20 protein-coding genes are annotated in these 17,684 nt (G+C 72.4%); 9 read left to right on the top strand and 11 right to left on the bottom strand.

Translation table 11 applies throughout. From position 1 onward, the window contains the following. Positions 1–230: 230 nt before the first annotated feature. A complete protein-coding gene (locus AC067U_RS30400) occupies positions 231–905 on the bottom strand; it encodes a L,D-transpeptidase family protein (RefSeq protein ID WP_478833025.1) in 675 nt (224 codons plus the stop codon). A 197-nt stretch (positions 906–1,102) separates the two neighbouring features. Here AC067U_RS30400 and AC067U_RS30395 point away from each other — a divergent pair, with 197 nt between their 5' ends. Continuing rightward, positions 1,103–2,068, top strand: coding sequence for a hypothetical protein (locus tag AC067U_RS30395; RefSeq protein WP_478833019.1), 966 nt, complete (start codon positions 1,103–1,105; stop codon positions 2,066–2,068). 62 nt (positions 2,069–2,130) lie between these two features. Here the strand turns inward: AC067U_RS30395 and AC067U_RS30390 are convergent, their stop codons facing one another. Beyond that, the gene (locus AC067U_RS30390) at positions 2,131–3,396 is read right to left on the bottom strand and encodes an MFS transporter (RefSeq protein ID WP_478833018.1); all 1,266 of its coding nucleotides are present in this window, start codon (positions 3,394–3,396) and stop codon (positions 2,131–2,133) included. Positions 3,397–3,494: 98 nt separating this feature from the next. Between AC067U_RS30390 and AC067U_RS30385 the strand changes: the two genes are divergently transcribed. Next, complete coding sequence (locus AC067U_RS30385) at positions 3,495–4,421, top strand: LysR family transcriptional regulator (protein ID WP_478833017.1); 927 nt, start codon at positions 3,495–3,497, stop codon at positions 4,419–4,421. On the opposite strand, the gene AC067U_RS30380 is transcribed toward AC067U_RS30385, so the two are convergent. From AC067U_RS30380 to AC067U_RS30370, 3 genes are all read right to left on the bottom strand, one after another. Further along, complete coding sequence (locus AC067U_RS30380; protein WP_478833016.1) at positions 4,372–5,439, bottom strand: LuxR C-terminal-related transcriptional regulator; 1,068 nt, start codon at positions 5,437–5,439, stop codon at positions 4,372–4,374. The two genes, AC067U_RS30385 and AC067U_RS30380, sit on opposite strands and share 50 nt — an antisense overlap. Before the next feature lie 336 nt (positions 5,440–5,775). After that, complete coding sequence (locus AC067U_RS30375) at positions 5,776–6,141, bottom strand: cupin domain-containing protein (protein ID WP_478833015.1); 366 nt, start codon at positions 6,139–6,141, stop codon at positions 5,776–5,778. A gap of 74 nt (positions 6,142–6,215) precedes the next feature. Then, the gene (locus AC067U_RS30370; protein ID WP_478833014.1) at positions 6,216–6,932 is read right to left on the bottom strand and encodes an alpha/beta hydrolase; all 717 of its coding nucleotides are present in this window, start codon (positions 6,930–6,932) and stop codon (positions 6,216–6,218) included. Positions 6,933–7,046: 114 nt separating this feature from the next. Between AC067U_RS30370 and AC067U_RS30365 the strand changes: the two genes are divergently transcribed. The 3 genes from AC067U_RS30365 (at position 7,047) to AC067U_RS30355 (ending at position 9,477) form a co-directional block, all read left to right on the top strand. Continuing rightward, a complete protein-coding gene (locus AC067U_RS30365) occupies positions 7,047–8,195 on the top strand; it encodes an adenosine deaminase (RefSeq protein ID WP_478833013.1) in 1,149 nt (382 codons plus the stop codon). Positions 8,196–8,335: 140 nt separating this feature from the next. Continuing rightward, positions 8,336–8,596 (top strand): hypothetical protein, encoded by a 261-nt coding sequence (locus AC067U_RS30360; protein ID WP_478833012.1) that lies wholly within the window; start codon positions 8,336–8,338, stop codon positions 8,594–8,596. Between the two features lie 128 nt (positions 8,597–8,724). Then, on the top strand, positions 8,725–9,477 hold the full coding sequence (locus AC067U_RS30355) for a hypothetical protein (RefSeq protein WP_478833011.1): 753 nt from the start codon (positions 8,725–8,727) through the stop codon (positions 9,475–9,477). Between the two features lie 61 nt (positions 9,478–9,538). Here the strand turns inward: AC067U_RS30355 and AC067U_RS30350 are convergent, their stop codons facing one another. The 4 genes from AC067U_RS30350 to AC067U_RS30335 all read right to left on the bottom strand — a co-directional run bounded on the left by AC067U_RS30350 (position 9,539) and on the right by AC067U_RS30335 (position 12,016). Continuing rightward, entirely contained in the window at positions 9,539–9,745 is a 207-nt protein-coding gene (locus AC067U_RS30350; RefSeq protein WP_478833010.1) for a PspC domain-containing protein, read from the bottom strand. Between the two features lie 35 nt (positions 9,746–9,780). Continuing rightward, on the bottom strand, positions 9,781–10,389 hold the full coding sequence (locus AC067U_RS30345) for a VanZ family protein (protein ID WP_478833009.1): 609 nt from the start codon (positions 10,387–10,389) through the stop codon (positions 9,781–9,783). 44 nt (positions 10,390–10,433) lie between these two features. Beyond that, entirely contained in the window at positions 10,434–11,063 is a 630-nt protein-coding gene (locus AC067U_RS30340) for a PH domain-containing protein (protein ID WP_478833008.1), read from the bottom strand. 218 nt (positions 11,064–11,281) lie between these two features. Continuing rightward, complete coding sequence (locus AC067U_RS30335) at positions 11,282–12,016, bottom strand: hypothetical protein (RefSeq protein WP_478833007.1); 735 nt, start codon at positions 12,014–12,016, stop codon at positions 11,282–11,284. 269 nt (positions 12,017–12,285) lie between these two features. On the opposite strand from AC067U_RS30335, the gene deoC reads away from it, so the two are divergent. The 3 genes from deoC to AC067U_RS30320 are packed head-to-tail and all read left to right on the top strand — an operon-like array spanning position 12,286 to position 15,606. Beyond that, positions 12,286–13,248, top strand: coding sequence for a deoxyribose-phosphate aldolase (gene deoC, locus AC067U_RS30330; protein ID WP_478833024.1), 963 nt, complete (start codon positions 12,286–12,288; stop codon positions 13,246–13,248). Positions 13,249–13,253: 5 nt separating this feature from the next. Continuing rightward, positions 13,254–14,717: an aldehyde dehydrogenase family protein gene (locus AC067U_RS30325; RefSeq protein ID WP_478833006.1), complete on the top strand. Its 1,464-nt coding sequence runs from the start codon at positions 13,254–13,256 to the stop codon at positions 14,715–14,717. Beyond that, complete coding sequence (locus tag AC067U_RS30320; protein WP_478833005.1) at positions 14,710–15,606, top strand: aldehyde dehydrogenase family protein; 897 nt, start codon at positions 14,710–14,712, stop codon at positions 15,604–15,606. Before AC067U_RS30325 ends, AC067U_RS30320 begins: the two co-directional genes overlap by 8 nt. 79 nt (positions 15,607–15,685) lie before the next feature. Here AC067U_RS30320 and AC067U_RS30315 read toward each other — a convergent pair whose 3' ends face one another. After that, positions 15,686–16,033 (bottom strand): hypothetical protein, encoded by a 348-nt coding sequence (locus tag AC067U_RS30315; RefSeq protein WP_478833004.1) that lies wholly within the window; start codon positions 16,031–16,033, stop codon positions 15,686–15,688. A 23-nt stretch (positions 16,034–16,056) separates the two neighbouring features. Between AC067U_RS30315 and AC067U_RS30310 the strand changes: the two genes are divergently transcribed. Beyond that, the gene (locus AC067U_RS30310) at positions 16,057–16,767 is read left to right on the top strand and encodes a uridine kinase family protein (protein WP_478833003.1); all 711 of its coding nucleotides are present in this window, start codon (positions 16,057–16,059) and stop codon (positions 16,765–16,767) included. 188 nt (positions 16,768–16,955) lie between these two features. On the opposite strand, the gene AC067U_RS30305 is transcribed toward AC067U_RS30310, so the two are convergent. Beyond that, positions 16,956–17,672, bottom strand: coding sequence for a SigE family RNA polymerase sigma factor (locus AC067U_RS30305; RefSeq protein WP_478833002.1), 717 nt, complete (start codon positions 17,670–17,672; stop codon positions 16,956–16,958). Positions 17,673–17,684: the final 12 nt, after the last annotated feature.

Below are 17,684 nucleotides of genomic sequence, written 5' to 3'. Positions count from 1 at the left end.
CACCGGCGAGAACACCATCTCCTGGCGCGACCCGAAGAAGGCCACCAAACAACCCATCCCGGGATGAAACATCGGACGAAAACGACCTCTAAGGCCGTGGCTGAAGGCATCAGATGGGGCGTACCCGCTGTGTGCTCGTGCCGCAACCGATGGCGACCCCGCTTCGCGATGGGTGCACCCCGGCGGATCGAGGTCGCGTCCCTTCGGTCGCGGTCAGGTGGACCGGCCCGTCACGTGCCCGGCTTGCGGCCCCAGACGTAGACGTCTTCGCCCTTGGTGAGGAGGTTCCAGTAGGCCTTGGCGTCCGTTGAGGTCATGTTGACGCAGCCGCCGGAGCCCGGGGGGTTCCACATGCTCTTCGTGGTGGAGTGGAAGGCTATGCCGCCGTCGAAGAACTGGGAGTACGGCATGGAGACGTTGTAGATCGTCGACCAGTGGTTGATGCTGCGGTAGTAGATCTTCTTCAGGCCGGTGCGGGTCTCCGTGCCGTCCTTGCCGGTGCGGACCGGGACGGGGCCGTAGACCAGCTTGCTGCCGTCCTGGATCCAGCTCAGCTGGCGGGTCAGGTCCACGCAGGCGATCCGGCCCCGGTTGACCGGGCAGGTGCCCGCCTTGTTCGGGGTCTTTCCCGCCGCCCGCTGGGCCAGCATCGTGTTCATCGTCTGCCAGGTCAGCGGGCCGGCGTAGCCCATGGTGGGCGTGATGCCGTGCTTGGCCTGGAAGGCCTTGATGGCCTGGCAGTCCGCGGCGGACTGCTTGCCGTCCACCGGGCGGCCGAGGAACTGTTCCACCTGTCGCTGGTACGGCCCGGTGCTCAGATTGCACGAGGCGGCGGAGGCCGTGCCCGCCGTCCCGACGACCACCACCGGCGCGGCCAGCGCCGCCAGTCCGGCCGTCACCGCCATCCGCCTGCCGATTCCGCCCGCCCAGCCGGTCCCGCGCCTCGCGTTCATTGCGGACCTCCCCGCCTCGCCGTCTGCTTCGGCGGGAAGACGCGTCCCGGGCGTGCGGGGTTGCGGGCCGGGCTGCGTAAATCGGCTCGTGCGACCGTCGTACGGCACCCGGTGCGATGGCGTAGACATGACCCGCCTAGCCTGCACGGATGAGCACACCGACCGTTTCCGAACTGCTCGCCGAGTTCCCCGCTTTCGCCCCGTACGCGCGCACCGCGACCCTGCTCCGGCCCTCCGCCGGGACGCCCGGCCCGTACGAGAGCTCGGTCGGCGGGCCGCTGCTCTGGCCCGCGGACGAGCCCTGGCCGCGCTGCCGGCAACCGCACCTGGTGTACGTGCGGGAGAAACTGACCGACGTCGAGCGGGAGTTGTGGCAGCGCATCGAGCGCGATGTGCGGGAGCGGCGGCGGCCGGGTCAGGCGTACGTGCTGACGGCGGAGGAGGCGGAGGCGCAGTCGCGGATCATGGCCGGCGCGTCTTCGCTGGACCTGGTGAGGTGGGAACGGGTCCGGCTGGTGCCGGAGCCGGTGGCAGGGGAGGGGCCGCCGATGGTTCCCGTGCTCCAGCTCCGCGCCGAGGACGTGCCCGCCCTGGAGTGGCCGCCCGGAGCCGATCTGCTCCAGCTGCTCTGGTGCCCGCAGGACCACGAGGAACCGGAAGGGCAACCCCGTTACTGGGGTCCGGTGGTGGAGCTGCGCTACCGGGCCGCGGCGGAGATCGGCGCCCCGGCCGAGGTGCCGCCCCCGCCCGGCGGCGCCAAGGACGTGTACCTGGCCGCGCCGTGCAGGCTCGACCCCGTCGAGGTGATCGATCTGCCGGAGCAGGACGAGTTGCCCGAGGAGCTGTACGAGGCCGTCGAGGAATGGGCCGAGGAGCGGGGGCTGGAGTACAACCGGGTGTTCGGCTGCCTGCCCGGCTGGAAGGCCGACGGCTGGCCCAGCTGGCACCTCACCGACTTCACGGCGATCGACTGCCGGTGCGGGGCCCGGATGCGGCTGCTGCTCACCCTGGACAGCGGCGGGGACCCGGGGCTCAACGTGGGACGGTACGGCGAACTCCGGGTGTTCCGCTGCCCCGAGGACCCGGACCACCCCGTGCGCCTCAACATCCAGTAGGTGCAGGGAGAGAAGCGGGCCGGGGCGCGACCGCTGCCCCGGCCCGCACCCCGGCCCCCGGTCTACGCGGTCACGCCCAGCCGCCGCTCCGCCCGAGCCACCCGCGACCCGTACACGGTGATCGACACGACCCCGAGCACCGCCGCCAGGGCCAGCGCGGCCGTCGCCGGCCAGCCGCCGGAGTGGTACGCCAGCGCGCCGAGGGTGCCGCCCGCGCTGGAGCCCAGGTAGTACGCGGACTGGTAGAGCGCCGAGGCCTGCGCGCGGCCCGTCCTCGCGGTGCGGCTCACCGAGGAGGAGGCCACCGCGTGCCCCGCGAAGAATCCGGCGGTGATCAGGACCAGGCCGAGCAGGATCAGCCCCAGGGACTCGGAGAGCGAGGCGAGCAGGCCCAGCGCGGTGGTGGTGACCGCCAGGTAGAGGGCGCCGCGCCGGCCCAGCCGGGCCACCAGCTGCCCGGCCGCCGCCGAGGCCGCCGTACCCACCAGGTAGATCAGGAACACCGAGCCGACCAGGCCCTGGCCGAGCGAGAACGGCTCCTCGGTCAGCCGGTAGCCGATCACCGTGTAGACCGCGCCGAAGACAGTCATGAACAGCGCGCCGATCCCGTACAGCCGCAGCAGCAGCGGGTCCCGCAGGTGCCCGCCGACCGTACGGCCCACCGCCCGCGGGTCCAGGGAGGCGGAGCGGAAGAACCGGGCCCGGGGCAGCAGGGCGGCGAACACCGCCGCGCAGCCCAGTGCCAGCAGGCCGACGGTCAGCAGCGCCGCGCGCCAGCCCCACAGCTGGGCCGCCCACCCGGTGACCAGCCGCCCGCTCATCCCGCCGATGGAGTTGCCCGCCACGAACAGCCCGATCGCCGCGACCAGTGCCTTGGGCCGGACCTCCTCCGCCAGGTACGCCATCGCGGACGCCGGGACACCGGCGATCGCCGCGCCCTGCACCGCGCGCAGCGCGACCATCCACTCCAGGTTCGGCGCGAACGGCACCAGCAGGCCGACCGCCACGGCCACCGCCATCGAGCAGAGCATCATCCGGGTGCGTCCGAACCGCTCGGACAGGGCGCTCAGCGGGAGCACGCACAGGGCGAGCGCGCCGGTCGCGGCCGACACCGTCCAGCTGGCCTGGCCGGCCGTCACGCCGAAGTCGGCGGAGATGGCGGGCAGCAGCGCCTGGGTGGAGTAGAGGAGGACGAAGACGGCGAGTCCGGCGGCGAAGAGCGCGAGGCTCATGCGGCGGTAGCCGCGGGTGCCGGGGGTGAGGGGCTCAGGGGACGACGGGGTGGAGGCGGCCACGGTGGTGGCCGCCCCGGTATGAGCGGGAGACATACCTCGACGGTAGGACCCCTTTATTCATGCGTCCAATGCGTAGAATCGCGGAAATCAATCCACTGCTGCATCACCACAGCTCACAGGGGTGCGTGTCGATGAGCCGTTACGAAGAAGACATCACGATGACAAGCCTGCTGGCCCCCAGGCTGACGTACTTCGTCACCGTCGCCCGCCACGAGCACGTCACCCGCGCCGCCCATGAGCTGGGGATTCCGCAGTCCACCCTGTCCCGGGCCGTCGTGCGGCTCGAACAGGACCTGGGCGTCGCGCTGTTCGCCCGTACCGGCCGCACCGTCTCGCTCACCACGGCCGGCCGCGCCTTCCTCGCCTCCGCCGAGCGCGCGCTCGCCGAGATCGGCCGGGCCGCCGAATCCGTCCAGCGGGACGCCGATCCGCACGCCGGCAAGGTGGCGTTCGGCTTCCTGCACACCCTCGGCCCCGAGACGGTCCCCGGGCTGATCCGCGCCTTCCGGGCCGACCACCCGGGGGTCCGCTTCTCCCTGGTCCAGAACTACGGCGAGGCCATGCTGGAGCGGCTCCGGGCCGGCGAGCTCGACCTGTGCCTGACCTCCCCGGTGCCGGACGCCCCCGACCTGGCGACCCGCCGCCTCGACGAGCAGCGGCTCCGGCTGGTGGTCCCCGACGACCACCGGCTCGCCTCCCGCAAGCGGGTCCGGCTGGCCGAGGCGGCCGACGAAACCTTCGTCACCCTCGAACCCGGCTACGGGCTCCGCCGGATCACCGACGACCTGTGCGCCGAGGCCGGGTTCATCCCCAGGGTGGCCTTCGAGGGAGAGGAGGCCGAGACCCTGCGCGGTCTGGTCGCCGCCGGACTGGGCGTGGCCCTGCTGCCGCCGCCCGCGGTGCCGCGCCCCGGTGTGGTCGAGCTGACCGTGACCGCGCCGCGCGCCGTCCGCGAGATCGGGGTCGCCTGGCTGGAGGGCCACCCCGACACCCCGCCGGTGGCCGCCTTCAAGCGGTTCCTGCTGTCCCGCCGGGGCCGGCTGATCCCTGAGTCGTGAGCGGCCCACCGGCCCCGCTCCGGGCCACCGCGTACCCCGCCTGGAAACGGGACTTGGCGCCCACCGCGCGCATGATCTCCGCGATGTGCCGCTGACAGGTCCGCTCCGACATGCCCAGTCTGCGGGCGATGACCTTGTCCTCCAGGCCCTCCGCGAGCATCCGTACGATCGCCCGCCGCAGCTCGTCGGAGAGCGAGCGGGCCTGCTCCGGGCTGACGGTCGTGGGGAACGGCTCCGCCGCCAGCCAGGACCGTTCGAAGACCTCCACCATGAAGTGCACGACGTTCGGCTCGCGCACCACCAGCGCGGCACCGGGCAGGTCGTGCACCGCCATCAGGCCGGTGCTCCGGTCGTAGACGAGCATCCGCGGCAGGCCGTCCCCGAGCGTGCGGACCTGCGCGCCCAGGGCGGTCACCCGTTCCACGTAGGCCGCGGTCGGGCGCGAGTACCGGCCGGTGTGCTGGTAGATCGTCCGCATCCGGATCCCGCGCGCCAGCATCGACTCGTCGCGTCCGATCGCGTCCTCCAGCACGTCCTGGGGGCGGCCCCCGCCCGGCTGGCAGATCAGCAGCTCCTCCTCGCAGCCCGCCGACAGCTGCGCGATCAGCGCCCGGACCGAACCCAGGTCGGTCACCACCTCCAGCCCGCCCGAACCGGTCCGGTCCCGCTGCGCGGCGCCCGCCTCGTAGGCCGGGACCAGGGCCTCCAGCCGCTCCCGGAGCCGGTCCATCTCGTCGTGGGTCTCCCGGACCCGCAGGGCCAGCGGCGCCAGCGCCCGGGCGGCGGCCGCGCGCGGGGGTACCGCGGTCCAACGGTCCGGGCCGCCGTCCGGGGCGCGCTGGAGGAGGTGCGCGGCGGCCAGCTCGGTGATCGCGGCGGCGGCCCGGGCGCCGAGGGCGCGGGTCGCCTCGCAGGCGGCGAAGGAGTGCCGCTCGACGGCAAACGCGTACAGCCGCAGGGCGGCGGGGCTGAGATCGGCGGCGCCGCCGTCGCCGTTCACGTGATCCTCGGCCGGCATGTGCCTATTCGTCCCTTGATGGGGTGCTTGGTAAACCCCTCGGGTTCCCGCAAGGCGGCAATACGAGCCCCGTGGCCGGGCCGGCGGCGCCCCCGGGACCGGCACAGTGGACGGACGGCGTCACGCGGGGGGCATGCCGGCCCGCCGGTGCCGTCCGACCGTGAGGGGGCGGTACGGGCGGCCCGGCGGAGGCGCCGCGGGCGAGGCCGGGGACGCCGGAGACGAGGCCGGAGACGAGACCGGGGACGCCGGGGATGCAGGGGACGAGGCCGGGGCGCCGGGGATGACGCCGGGGGCCACGCGCCCGGGGGAAGGGCGGCCCCGTCCGGACCGGCCTCAGGCGGGCTTGGCGTAGTCGCCGTAGCCGGTCCAGTCCAGGGCCACGCACGGCTCGTCGCCGAGGACCCACGCGTCGTGTCCGGGGGCGATCTCGATGAAGTCGCCCGGGCCCATCTCGGCGGTCTCGCCGTCGTCCATCACGATCTTCATCCGGCCGCTGACCACGTAGCCGGTGTGGGCCGCCTGGCAGCTGTCGGTGCCCGCGATCGGCTTCACGTGCTCCGACCAGCGCCAGCCCGGTTCGAAGACGCCGCGGCCGACGGGGCCGCCGTCCGTCTGGAACAGGTCCAGCCGCCCCTTGCCGCCCTCGAACGGGCGGGTCTCGTCCGGCTTGTCGAAGTTTCTGAGCTGGATTCCGGCCATCCGGACCGCCTCCCAGGCAGATCCCCGAGCAGACCCCGAGTCCGTTTCCACTGTACGTGTCCGGCCGGTGCCCGTCAGCCGCGCAGCGACCGGCCGAAACCCGAGGCCAGCGGCATGCGCAGGCCGAGCGGCGGGGGAGCCGCCAGGGCGTCGGTGACCGGGCGGGACCAGCGGCCGCCCATCACCGCGCCGAGGACGAAATCCACGGCGAGCGCGACCACTTCGGCGCGGTGCTCGCGCAGCCGGTGCCCGTCGGAATGGACCTCGAACCGGCAGGTCGAACGATTCGCCTTCTTCGCCCGCGCGGCCAGCCGGAACGACGACTCCGGGTCGGCACTGAGGTCGTTGGTGCCGTGCACGATCAACACCTGCCGTCCGGCCAGGTGCTTCACCGGTTCCGGGTGGGTGTCGGCGGACTCGTCGGTCAGGCAAGGGGCGAGGGCCAGCACCGAGTTGACCGCGGAGTGGCCGCCGCCCCGCAGGGCCGCCAGGCCGCCGGTCCCGTACCCGGCGAGGCAGACGGGGACGTCGCCGTAGCGCCGTACCACCTCGTCCGCCGCCTGTTCGGGGCGGCCGTCCGGGCCGTGCACGACATGGACGGCCAGTCCGTCCGGGCCACCGGCCCGGGCCAGTTCCCGCACCAGCGCCCGCACCGGACCGGGGGACAGGAAGGGCGAGCCGGGGCGTCCCGGTAAGAGGATCACCGCTCCGCCGACCGCTGTGCCGGATCCGTCCGCGCCGCAGGCCCGCCCCAGGCGGGCCCCGCGCTCCGGCGTCTCATGCTGAGTCACCCGGGAACACTGTCAGAGCGCCGCCCCGCACGCCACCCGTCTGCACGGTCACTGTTACGTATCGACCCCTCTGAGCGGTCGGGAACTCTACGCGCGTAGGAGTAGAGTGCGCAGATGACGAGCGAGACCCCCACCCTGCCGACCCCGGACCAGATCCGCCGCTCCCCGAAGGTGCTGCTGCACGACCACCTCGACGGCGGCCTGCGTCCCGGGACCATTCTCGACCTGGCCCGCCAGGTCGGCTACGACAAGCTTCCCGAGTCCGACGCCGACAAGCTGGGCGTCTGGTTCCGCGACGCCGCCGACTCGGGCTCCCTCCCGCGCTACCTGGAGACGTTCGCGCACACCTGCGCCGTCATGCAGACCAAGGAGGCCCTGTTCCGGGTCGCCGCCGAGTGTGCCGAGGACCTGGCCGAGGACGGCGTGGTCTACGCCGAGATCCGCTACGCCCCCGAGCAGCACCTCGAAGCCGGCCTGACCCTCGAAGAGGTCGTCGAGGCGGTCAACGAGGGCTTCCGCGAGGGCGAGCGCCGCGCCAGGGCCAACGGCCACCGCATCCGCGTCGGCGCCCTGCTGACCGCCATGCGGCACGCGGCCCGCGCGCTGGAGATCGCGGAGCTGGCCAACCGCTACCGGGACAACGGCGTGGTCGGCTTCGACATCGCCGGCGCCGAGGCCGGGTTCCCTCCCACCCGCCACCTGGACGCCTTCGAGTACCTCAAGCGCGAGAACAACCACTTCACCATCCACGCGGGCGAGGCCTTCGGCCTGCCGTCGATCTGGCAGGCCCTGCAGTGGTGCGGCGCCGACCGCCTCGGCCACGGCGTGAAGATCATCGATGACATCGAGGTCGCCGAGGACGGCAGCGTGACCCTGGGCCGCCTGGCCTCGTACGTCCGGGACAAGCGCGTCCCGCTGGAGATGTGCCCCACCTCGAACCTGCAGACCGGCGCGGCCGCCTCCTACGCGGAGCACCCCATCGGCCTGCTGCGCAAGCTGCATTTCCGCCTCACGGTGAACACCGACAACCGGCTGATGAGCGGCACCAGCATGACCCGGGAGTTCGAGCACCTGGTCGACACCTTCGGTTACACGCTCGACGACATGCAGTGGTTCACCGTCAATGCGATGAAGTCCGCGTTCATTCCTTTCGATGAACGACTGGCGATGATCAACGACGTGATCAAGCCCGGCTACGCCGAGCTGAAGTCGGAGTGGCTGTTCAAGCAGACCGTTTCGACCAGCGGTTCTGTCGCCGTCTAGGCGGGAAAATCGCAGCGGGAGAGCGCCCGGGCCGGCCACGGCCCGGGCGCTTTCTCATATCGGATGATGTTTGCGGGGGCGGGTTTGGACTGGCTAGTTTGCGGAGCCGCTCAAGTCCCCGTCGCAAGGACCTAATTCTCATGAAGCAGTCTGCTGCCAAGACCCTCGGTGTCGCCGTCCTCGGTGTGGCCGCCGCCGCTGCCGCCGCCGGGAGCGCCTCCGCCTCCACCCTTCCGGCGCTCAACCCGACCGACACGCTGGGCATGGTCGCCGGCGCCACCGAGTCCCTGACGCACCAGCAGGGGGCCCAGGCGGACGGGGCGACCGACGCGGCTGCACCGGTGGGCCAGCTCACCAGCATGCTCGGCGGCCTGCCCCTCCCCGGCGGCATCGGCGGCTGATCCCCCCGGAATTCGTACGCGCGCACGGCGCGGTGCACGCCCGTTCGACCGGGTGTGCGCCCCGCCGTGCGGTGTGCCACGATCGCCCCCCAACTGCCTGTCACCACAAGGGGTATGAGGTCTCGGTCATGCGCGTGAAGTCATCCGCGGCGATCGCCGCCCTGCTGCCCGCCCTGCTGTTCGGCACGGTCGGCTGCGGCGGTCCGGACAGCGGGGCGAAGAGCGGCCCTGCGGGCCGCGACCCCGACCCCAAGGGCTCCGCCGCCTCAGGCGCCCCTGCCGCCCCGGGTGCCCCGTCCACGCCCCGCACCCCGCTGGAGAAGGCGGCACTGGCCCAGGGCGACCTGCCCGGCTACCAGATCTCCGCGCAGGGCAAGAACCCGAACGCCCCCGACGGACAGCCACAGGCCGACCGGAAGCCCTGCCAGCCGCTCGCCGACGTCATGGGCGACGAGCCCGACCCGAAGGCCGGGGAAACGGTGAACCGGGGCGTCGGTTCCCAGAAGCGGCTCGGTCTGGCCGTGTCCGCCTCGATCAGCTCCTACGGCGAGGCCGACGCCAAGCAGCTCATGAGCCGGCTCCGGGAGGCCGTCGCCGCCTGCGGCAGCGGCTTCTCCGCGACGGTCGAGAAGCAGACCGGCCGCTACACCGAGGTCAAGCCCGCCGCGTACAAGGCGGGCGGGGACGAGAGCGTCAGCTGGACCACCGTCGCCGCGGCCGAGGGCGTCTCCGCCCGGGTGCACCTGGTCGTGGTGCGCGAGGGCGCGACGGTCGTCCGCCTGATGGCCCTCGACGTGGCCGGCGGCGGGAAGTCCCCTGCCGAGGTCCCGCACGAGGTCACCGACAAGCAGCTGGCGAAGGTCGGCGAGAACATCCGCTGATCCGGTGCGGAACTCACCGGCCGCCGCGGTTCGGCAATGACCGGCCGGCCCCGCCCGGTATTCACCAGGCGGCGGCGGACGAGGCGCTCTTCTCGCTCGGCAGTAGCGCCCACAGCGCCAGGTACAGCAGGAACTGGGGCCCGGGCAGCAGGCACGAGACGGCGAATATCAGCCGCATGGTGTTGGCGGAAATACCGAAGCGTCGTGCGAGGCCGGCGCAGACTCCGCCGATCCACCGTCCCTCACGCGGGCGAACAAGGGCGCTCATGGGTTTCTCCTTTTCGATTCATCTCCTGCGATGAATCAATATTCCCGCGGCACCGCGGAAAGGACCTCGGTCCACGGATCGAGCCTGACCCTGGGAATCCTCGGGGTCGATCCCTGAGAGGTCTCCCGCGCCCCTTCCCGCGCCCCTTCCCGATTCCCCGCCCTTTCCGCCCGCCGCCGCAGCCGGGCCCGCATCGCCGGTACGACGGCCACATGGGCCAGCGCCACGCCGACCGTGTTCAACAGCACCGAGTCCACGTCCACGACCTGCCCCGGCACGGCGGTCTGCAGCAGCTCGATCACCAGCGAGGCCAGCGTCCCGGCGGCGGTGGTCCGGGCCAGCGAGGACCAGGCGGCCAGCGGGGAGGGCGCGAGGCGCCCGCTCACCAGCGGCAGCAGCACCCCGAGCGGCGCCAGCAGAGCCGTCGCCGAACTGATCCGCCAGGCCGCCTCCAGCGGTCCGTATACGAGATCGGCCCGGATCCCGGCCAGCGGGGTCAGATTGGGCGCGGCGGTCCACGGCACGTCGAGCGGCCGCAGGGTCAGCCAGCCGACGATCAGCAGATGGGCGGCGAGCAGTACGCCGCCCAGGACCCGGAGCCGGAGTGGAATGGCCGCGTTCCCGCCGGCCTGATGACGCTGCACACCTGCGATGACGCGGTCCTCCGCGGATCCGGTTCCGGTGCGGCCTAACGCGTGGCGAGCAGCACAGTCATCAGCACCGCTCCGGCCACCGCGGGGGCGATGATCTCGTACGCCCACCGCACGGCGACCGGCCCCTGGGCGCCTTCGCGCTTGGCCCCGTTCTCGGCGAGCTCGCGGAGCTCGTCCACGTGCTTGTCGGCCTGCGCCCGCGGATTGTCCGTGCCGAGCAGTTGCGGATCGGTCTCGCCCTTGCGGGCGAGTGCCTCGCGCCGCGCGATCTGCCGGTTCGCCTTCTTCCGGTCCCGCAGCGAGACCGGGATCGCCCACAGCTGGTACGTGGCGTTCTCCGTGTGCACCTCGGCCGAGTACCCCGAGCGCAGCGACTCCACGGAGCCCCAGGGCAGCTCGATGGTGCGGAACGGGTTCCGCACCCGCATCCGGTCGAGGTTCGCGAAGACGGCCGGCCGCAGGGTGAAGGCCACGGCCAGTGGCACCACCAGGAGCGCCGCCGCCACACCGAACCAGGGCTCGTTCCCCGTTCCGCGCACCACGGCGTCCCCGCACAGCCAGACGACCAGTGCGAGCAGCAGCACGCCGCCGACCATGGCCATGGGAGAGCGGTAGACCCGGTCCTGGTTGACCGGCTCGTCGGCGGAGGGGGCGGGGCTCGTCATGCCGCCGATTGTGCCTCACGCCGTCTCACTCCACGAGATCGGGCGGCCCCGGGCGCTGCCGGGCCGGGATGCGGTGCGGCCGCACGGCTGCGGGGACCGCGAAAGGGATCCGGCGGGCCGCCGTCGGTGGCGGCCCGCCGGATCCGCGGACTGAGGGGGAGCGGACCGGGTGAATGCGGACCGGGTGAATGCGGGCGGGTGAATGCGGCGGGGCTCGGTCAGGCCGCGGTGCAGCCCCTCGGGAGCGCCGGGAACGCCCGGTGGCCGTACGGCGTCCCGCCGCCCTGGGTCTTCCACTCCAGGACCGGCCCCGCGGTGTCCGCCTTGAGGATGCGGACGGTGATCCCCGCCGAGGCCGGCAGGGACGGCTCGGTGCGGGTGAGGGTCGCGAACGCCTTGTCCTCGCCCCACCCGCGCAGCACCGCCTGCGGGCCCTTCGGGGAGGTGGTCAGGTCGGCGTACATGCCGGCGCCGAGGTCCTGCCGGGTCGGCTGCGAGACGCAGCCGCGGCCCAGGTCGGAGTTCCGGACCGGCAGCTTGTGGGACCGGGTGGTGCCCGCCCGGGTGACCTTCAGGACCGGACGGGCCGATCCCGGCTGGGTGAGCTCCAGCCCGAGCCCGCCGATCCGCGCCGTCAGGTGGCGGGAGTCGAGCAGGCCCACCACCCGCACCATGTAGGTGTCGCCCGGCTTCCAGTTGCGGCCCACCGTGCGGATCCAGACCTCCGGACCCGTCTTGTCGTCGTTGCGCAGCACGGCCAGCTGCCCCTCGCCGAGGTAGACGGCCTCGCCCAGGTAGCGGCTGTCGTCCGCGGGCGTGGCGGCGGCGCCCGCCCCGATCGCGGCGGTCGCGGCGGTCTGCGGCGCGGCCGCGAAAGCGGTGCCGGCCGCCGGGGCCAGCAGGGCGCCGGCGACGGCGGTGGCGAGGAGGGCGGAACGGAGGGCGGTACGCATGACGACTCCTTGGAGCATTGTCTCGGGAAGGAAGGAGAGCCGCATGCCGCTTGGTCTCTGTCGGGCTTCATCCGGTGAGGTCTGGCGGGCTGCAGGAACGAATTTAGTGATCTTGTACGTACGGACCGACCGGCTCCTGTCCCGGCGCCGTCACAGAGCGCTCAGTGGCCGTCACGCACCTCGCGCCATTACAGATGTGTCACACCCGGCTCGAAGGAGCGCCGGGGGATGACAGTCGCTACGCGCGTAGATATGCTCGTGTGGTGACCATGCCCATCACCCTCACCGCATTCGCTGACGTGACGACGTCCGACAGCGCGCTGCGCCGGTTCCTGCACGGGCTGCCCGGCGTCGACGCCGTCGGCCTGGAGGCCCGCGCGGCCGCCCTCGGCACGCGTTCGATCAAGACCACGGCCAAGGCGTACGCCATCGACCTGGCCATCTCGATGATCGACCTGACGACGCTGGAAGGCGCGGACACCCCGGGCAAGGTCCGGGCGCTCGCCACCAAGGCCGTCAACCCCGATCCCACCGACCGTACGACCCCGATGACCGCGGCGGTCTGCGTCTACCCCGACATGGTGGCCACCGCCAAGGCCGCCCTGAACGGCGCCGACGTCAAGGTCGCCTCCGTGGCCACCGCCTTCCCGGCCGGCCGCGCCGCGCTCCCGGTCAAGCTGGCCGACACCCGTGACGCCGTCGCCGCCGGCGCCGACGAGATCGACATGGTCATCGACCGTGGCGCCTTCCTCGCCGGCCGCTACCTGGAGACGTACGAGCTGATCAAGGCGGTCAAGGAGGCCTGCGTCCGGGAGGACGGCACCGCCGCCCGCCTCAAGGTCATCTTCGAGACCGGTGAGCTGTCGACGTACGACAACATCCGCCGCGCCTCCTGGATCGGCATGCTCGCCGGCGCCGACTTCATCAAGACCTCCACCGGCAAGGTCGGCGTCAACGCCACCCCCGCCAACACCCTGCTCATGCTCGAGGCCGTACGCGACTTCAGGGCGCAGACTGGAATCCAGATCGGTGTGAAGCCGGCCGGCGGCATCCGCACCACCAAGGACGCCATCAAGTTCCTGGTCCTGGTCAACGAGACCGCGGGCGAGGACTGGCTGACCAACGAGTGGTTCCGGTTCGGCGCCTCCAGCCTGCTGAACGACCTGCTCATGCAGCGCCAGAAGCTGAGCACCGGGCGTTACTCCGGTCCCGACTACGTGACGGTGGACTGATCACCATGGCATCCGTATTTGACTACGCACCGGCTCCCGAGTCCCGCTCGGTCGTCGACATCGCGCCCTCCTACGGTCTCTTCATCGACGGGGAGTTCACCGACGCCGCCGACGGCAAGGTCTTCAAGACCATCAGCCCGTCTTCCGAGGAGGTCCTCTCCGAGGTCGCGCAGGCCGGTGCCGCCGATGTCGACCGCGCGGTGAAGGCCGCCCGCAAGGCCTTCGAGAAGTGGTCCGCGCTGCCCGGCTCCGAGCGCGCCAAGTACCTCTTCCGCATCGCCCGGATCATCCAGGAGCGCAGCCGCGAGCTGGCCGTCCTGGAGACCCTGGACAACGGCAAGCCGATCAAGGAGACCCGCGACGCGGACCTCCCGCTGGTCGCCGCGCACTTCTTCTACTACGCGGGCTGGGCCGACAAGCTCGACCACGCCGGGTTCGGCCGGAGGACGACGAACGGGCACAGCGGCGCGAACCCGCGCCCGCTCGGCGTGGCCGGCCAGGTCATCCCGTGGAACTTCCCGCTGCTGATGCTGGCGTGGAAGATCGCCCCGGCGCTGGCCACCGGCAACACGGTCGTGCTCAAGCCGGCCGAGACCACCCCGCTCTCCGCGCTGTTCTTCGCGGACATCTGCCGCCAGGCGGGCCTGCCCAAGGGCGTCGTCAACATCATCCCCGGCTACGGGGACGCCGGCGCCGAGCTCGTCGCGCACCCGGACGTCAACAAGGTCGCCTTCACCGGCTCCACCGCGGTCGGCAAGGCCATCGCCCGCCAGGTCGCCGGCACCGACAAGAAGGTCACCCTGGAGCTGGGCGGCAAGGGCGCCAACATCGTCTTCGACGACGCCCCCATCGACCAGGCCGTCGAGGGCATCGTCGGCGGCATCTTCTTCAACCAGGGCCAGGTCTGCTGCGCGGGCTCCCGCCTGCTGGTCCAGGAGTCGATCCACGACGAGCTGCTGGACTCCCTCAAGCGCCGCCTGTCCACGCTGCGCCTGGGCGACCCGCTCGACAAGAACACCGACATCGGCGCCATCAACTCCGCGGAGCAGCTGGCCCGGATCACCGCGCTCGCCGAGACCGGCGAGGCCGAGGGCGCCGAGCGCTGGTCCCCGGCGTGCGAGCTGCCGTCCGCCGGCTACTGGTTCGCCCCGACGCTGTTCACGGGCGTCACCCAGGCGCACACCGTCGCCCGCGACGAGATCTTCGGCCCGGTGCTGTCGGTGCTGACCTTCCGTACGCCCGACGAGGCCGTGGCCAAGGCCAACAACAGCCAGTACGGGCTGTCCGCGGGCATCTGGACGGAGAAGGGCTCGCGCATCCTCGCGGTCGCGAACAAGCTCCGGGCCGGCGTCGTCTGGGCCAACACGTTCAACAAGTTCGACCCGACCTCGCCCTTCGGCGGCTACAAGGAGTCGGGCTTCGGCCGCGAGGGCGGTCGCCACGGTCTGGAGGCCTACCTCGATGTCTGAGTCCGCTGTGCGTCTCAACGTCTTCAAGACCTACAAGCTGTACGTCGGGGGCAAGTTCCCCCGTTCCGAGAGCGGCCGGGTGTACGAGGTGACCGACTCGAAGGGGAAGTGGCTGGCCAACGCCCCGCTGTCGTCCCGCAAGGACGCCCGTGACGCGGTCGTGGCCGCGCGCAAGGCGTTCGGCGGTTGGGCGGGCGCGACCGCGTACAACCGCGGCCAGATCCTCTACCGCATCGCCGAGATGCTGGAGGGCCGCCGCGAGCAGTTCGTGCGCGAGGTCGGCGAGGCCGAGGGCCTGTCCAAGTCGAAGGCCGCCGCGGTCGTCGACGCGGCCATCGACCGCTGGGTCTGGTACGCGGGCTGGACCGACAAGATCGGCCAGGTCGTGGGCGGGGCCAACCCGGTCGCGGGCCCGTTCTTCAACCTCTCCACCCCGGAGCCGACCGGCGTCGTCACCGTGATCGCCCCGCAGGATTCGTCCTTCCTGGGCCTGGTCTCGGTGATCGCCCCGGTGATCGCCACCGGCAACACGGCGGTCGTCATCGCCTCGGAGAAGGCGCCGTTGCCGGCCCTCTCCCTGGGCGAGGTGCTCGCCACCTCCGACCTGCCCGGCGGCGTGGTCAACATCCTGTCCGGCAAGGCCGGCGAGATGGGCCCGCACCTGGCGGCGCACATGGACGTCAACGCCATCGACCTGGCGGGCGCCGACGAGGCCCTCGCCAAGGAGCTGGAGGTCGCGGCGGCGGAGAACCTCAAGCGCGTCCTGCGTCCACAGCCTGTGGACGACTGGACCGCCGACCCGGGCACGGCCCGTATGACGGCCTTCCTGGAGACCAAGACCGTCTGGCACCCCACGGGTTCGCTCGGCGCGTCCGGCTCGTCGTACTAGTACCGGTACGACGACGCCGCGAAGACCGGCCCCGGCAGCATTCCCCCGTCTGCCGGGGCCTTCGCGTACCCGCTGCGGCCTACGCCCCGCCGCCCAGCGGGGCCAGCAGGGAGGACGCGGCGGCCGTGGGGAGTTCGCGGACCGAGGGGCCCTGGGTGAGGGTGCCGGTGACCATCGTCGTGCCCACCGCGGGGAAGTCGGCGACCTTGGTGCCGATGCCGTTGTTCAGCGGGTCCACCGGCGTGTTGGCGAGCGGGTGCACCTTCAGATTGGTGACCTCGGCCACTCCGGCGAGCGCGTCCGGTACGGAGACCTCGCCCGCCTGGGCCGAGCCGGCGGCCATCGCGAGGGCCGCGCCCGCCATGGAAACGGTGAGGCCGGCGGTACGGAGAGCGGTACGGGGTGCGGAGGCTGCGTGACGTCCCATGCACGCAGCGTAGTTGACGTGTGATGCTGAATACCAACGGCTGTCAACAGGGGTCCCCCACCGGAGGGAATGCCCCACACTGGTGTTCCGTGAGCTGTTCATCTCCCCTTCCCACGCGCGTGGTCCTGCTGACCGGTCCTTCGGGGTCCGGCAAGTCCTCGCTGGCCGCCCGGTCCGGGCTGCCGGTGCTCCGGCTCGACGACTTCTACAAGGAGCACGACGATCCCACCCTCCCCCTGGTGGAGGGCAGCTCCGACATCGACTGGGATTCCCCGCTCTCCTGGGACGCGGACGCGGCGGTGGCCGCCGTCGCGGAGCTGTGCGCGGCCGGACGCACTCAGGTGCCGGTGTACGACATCGCGAGCAGCTCCCGGACCGGCACCGAGGCCCTGGACATCGCCCGTACCCCGCTGTTCATCGCCGAGGGCATCTTCGCCGCCGACATCGCGGCCCGCTGCCAGGAGCTCGGGCTGCTCGCGGACGCCCTCTGCCTGCGCGGCCGCCCCTCCACCACGTTCCGCCGCCGCCTGGCCCGCGATCTGCGCGAGGGCCGCAAGTCCCTGCCGTTCCTGCTGCGCCGCGGCTGGCGGCTGATGCGCGCCGAGCGGGGCATCGTGGCCCGGCACGCCGCGCTGGGCGCGCACCCGTGCGGCCGCGACGAGGCGCTGGGCCGCCTCGCGGCGGCGGCCGCGGGCCGCCACCGCTCGGCGCGTACGAGCACCACCGCGGCGTAGCCCGGGACGCCGGGCGGCCGGCATCGGGCGTCCGGCGTCAGTTGACGCAGCCGGGGACGGCGACCGTCCCGTCACAGTTCACGGGTGCGCGGTACCAGTCGGACCCCCGGCCGACTGATACCGCGCTTCCCCCCCCATGGCCGCCGTCCCACCCCCGCAGGACGGTCCCCCAGGCCAGTGGCTCCCTGTCAGGCGACGAGCTCCTCGAAGGACTCCGCCTCGTCACGGCCGAAGCTCAGCACCTCGTCCTCGCGCAGCCGGCGCAGCGAGCGCCAGATGCTCGACTTCACCGTGCCGACGCTGATGTCCAGGATCTCCGCGATCTCCGGGTCCGTACGGCCCTCGTAGTAGCGCAGCACCAGCATCGTGCGCTGCGGTTCGGGCAGCCGCGCCAGCGCCTGCCAGAGCACCGCGCGGAGTTCCGTGCCGCGCATCGCGTCGCAGTCGCCCACCGTCTCCGGCAGCTCCTCCGTCGGGTACTCGTTCAGCTTGCGCCGGCGCCAGGCGCTGATGTGCAGGTTCGTCATGGTGCGGCGCAGGTAGCCGCCGACGGCCGCCTTGTCGGTGATCCGGTCCCAGGCCCGGTACGTGGAGAACAGCGCGCTCTGCAGCAGGTCCTCGGCCTCGTACCGGTCGCCGGTCAGGTGGAAGGCCGTCGCGTAGAGCGCGGCCCGGCGCTCCTGCACGTAGGCGGTGAACTCGGCCTCCGAGGCCGACGAGGGGGAGGAGACGGGAGCCGCGGAAGAATCCGTGCGCTGGGCGGGAACCGCCTGGTACTCGTTCGCGTCAATGGCTGTGAGATGCACCGGCCGCGGCCGGGAGACCGTACGGACAGCCGCCCGGCGGTTCACATCGTGCAGCCGCGTGACGACCGCGCCGGTCGTGGTGCTGTGCAGCGTGTTCATCTCGCGCCTCCC

It is taken from the genome of Streptomyces sp. NPDC043853, from assembly GCF_056436025.1.
Note: the sequence above shows the minus strand (reverse complement) of the source record. Positions and strands in the feature narration are given on the sequence as shown.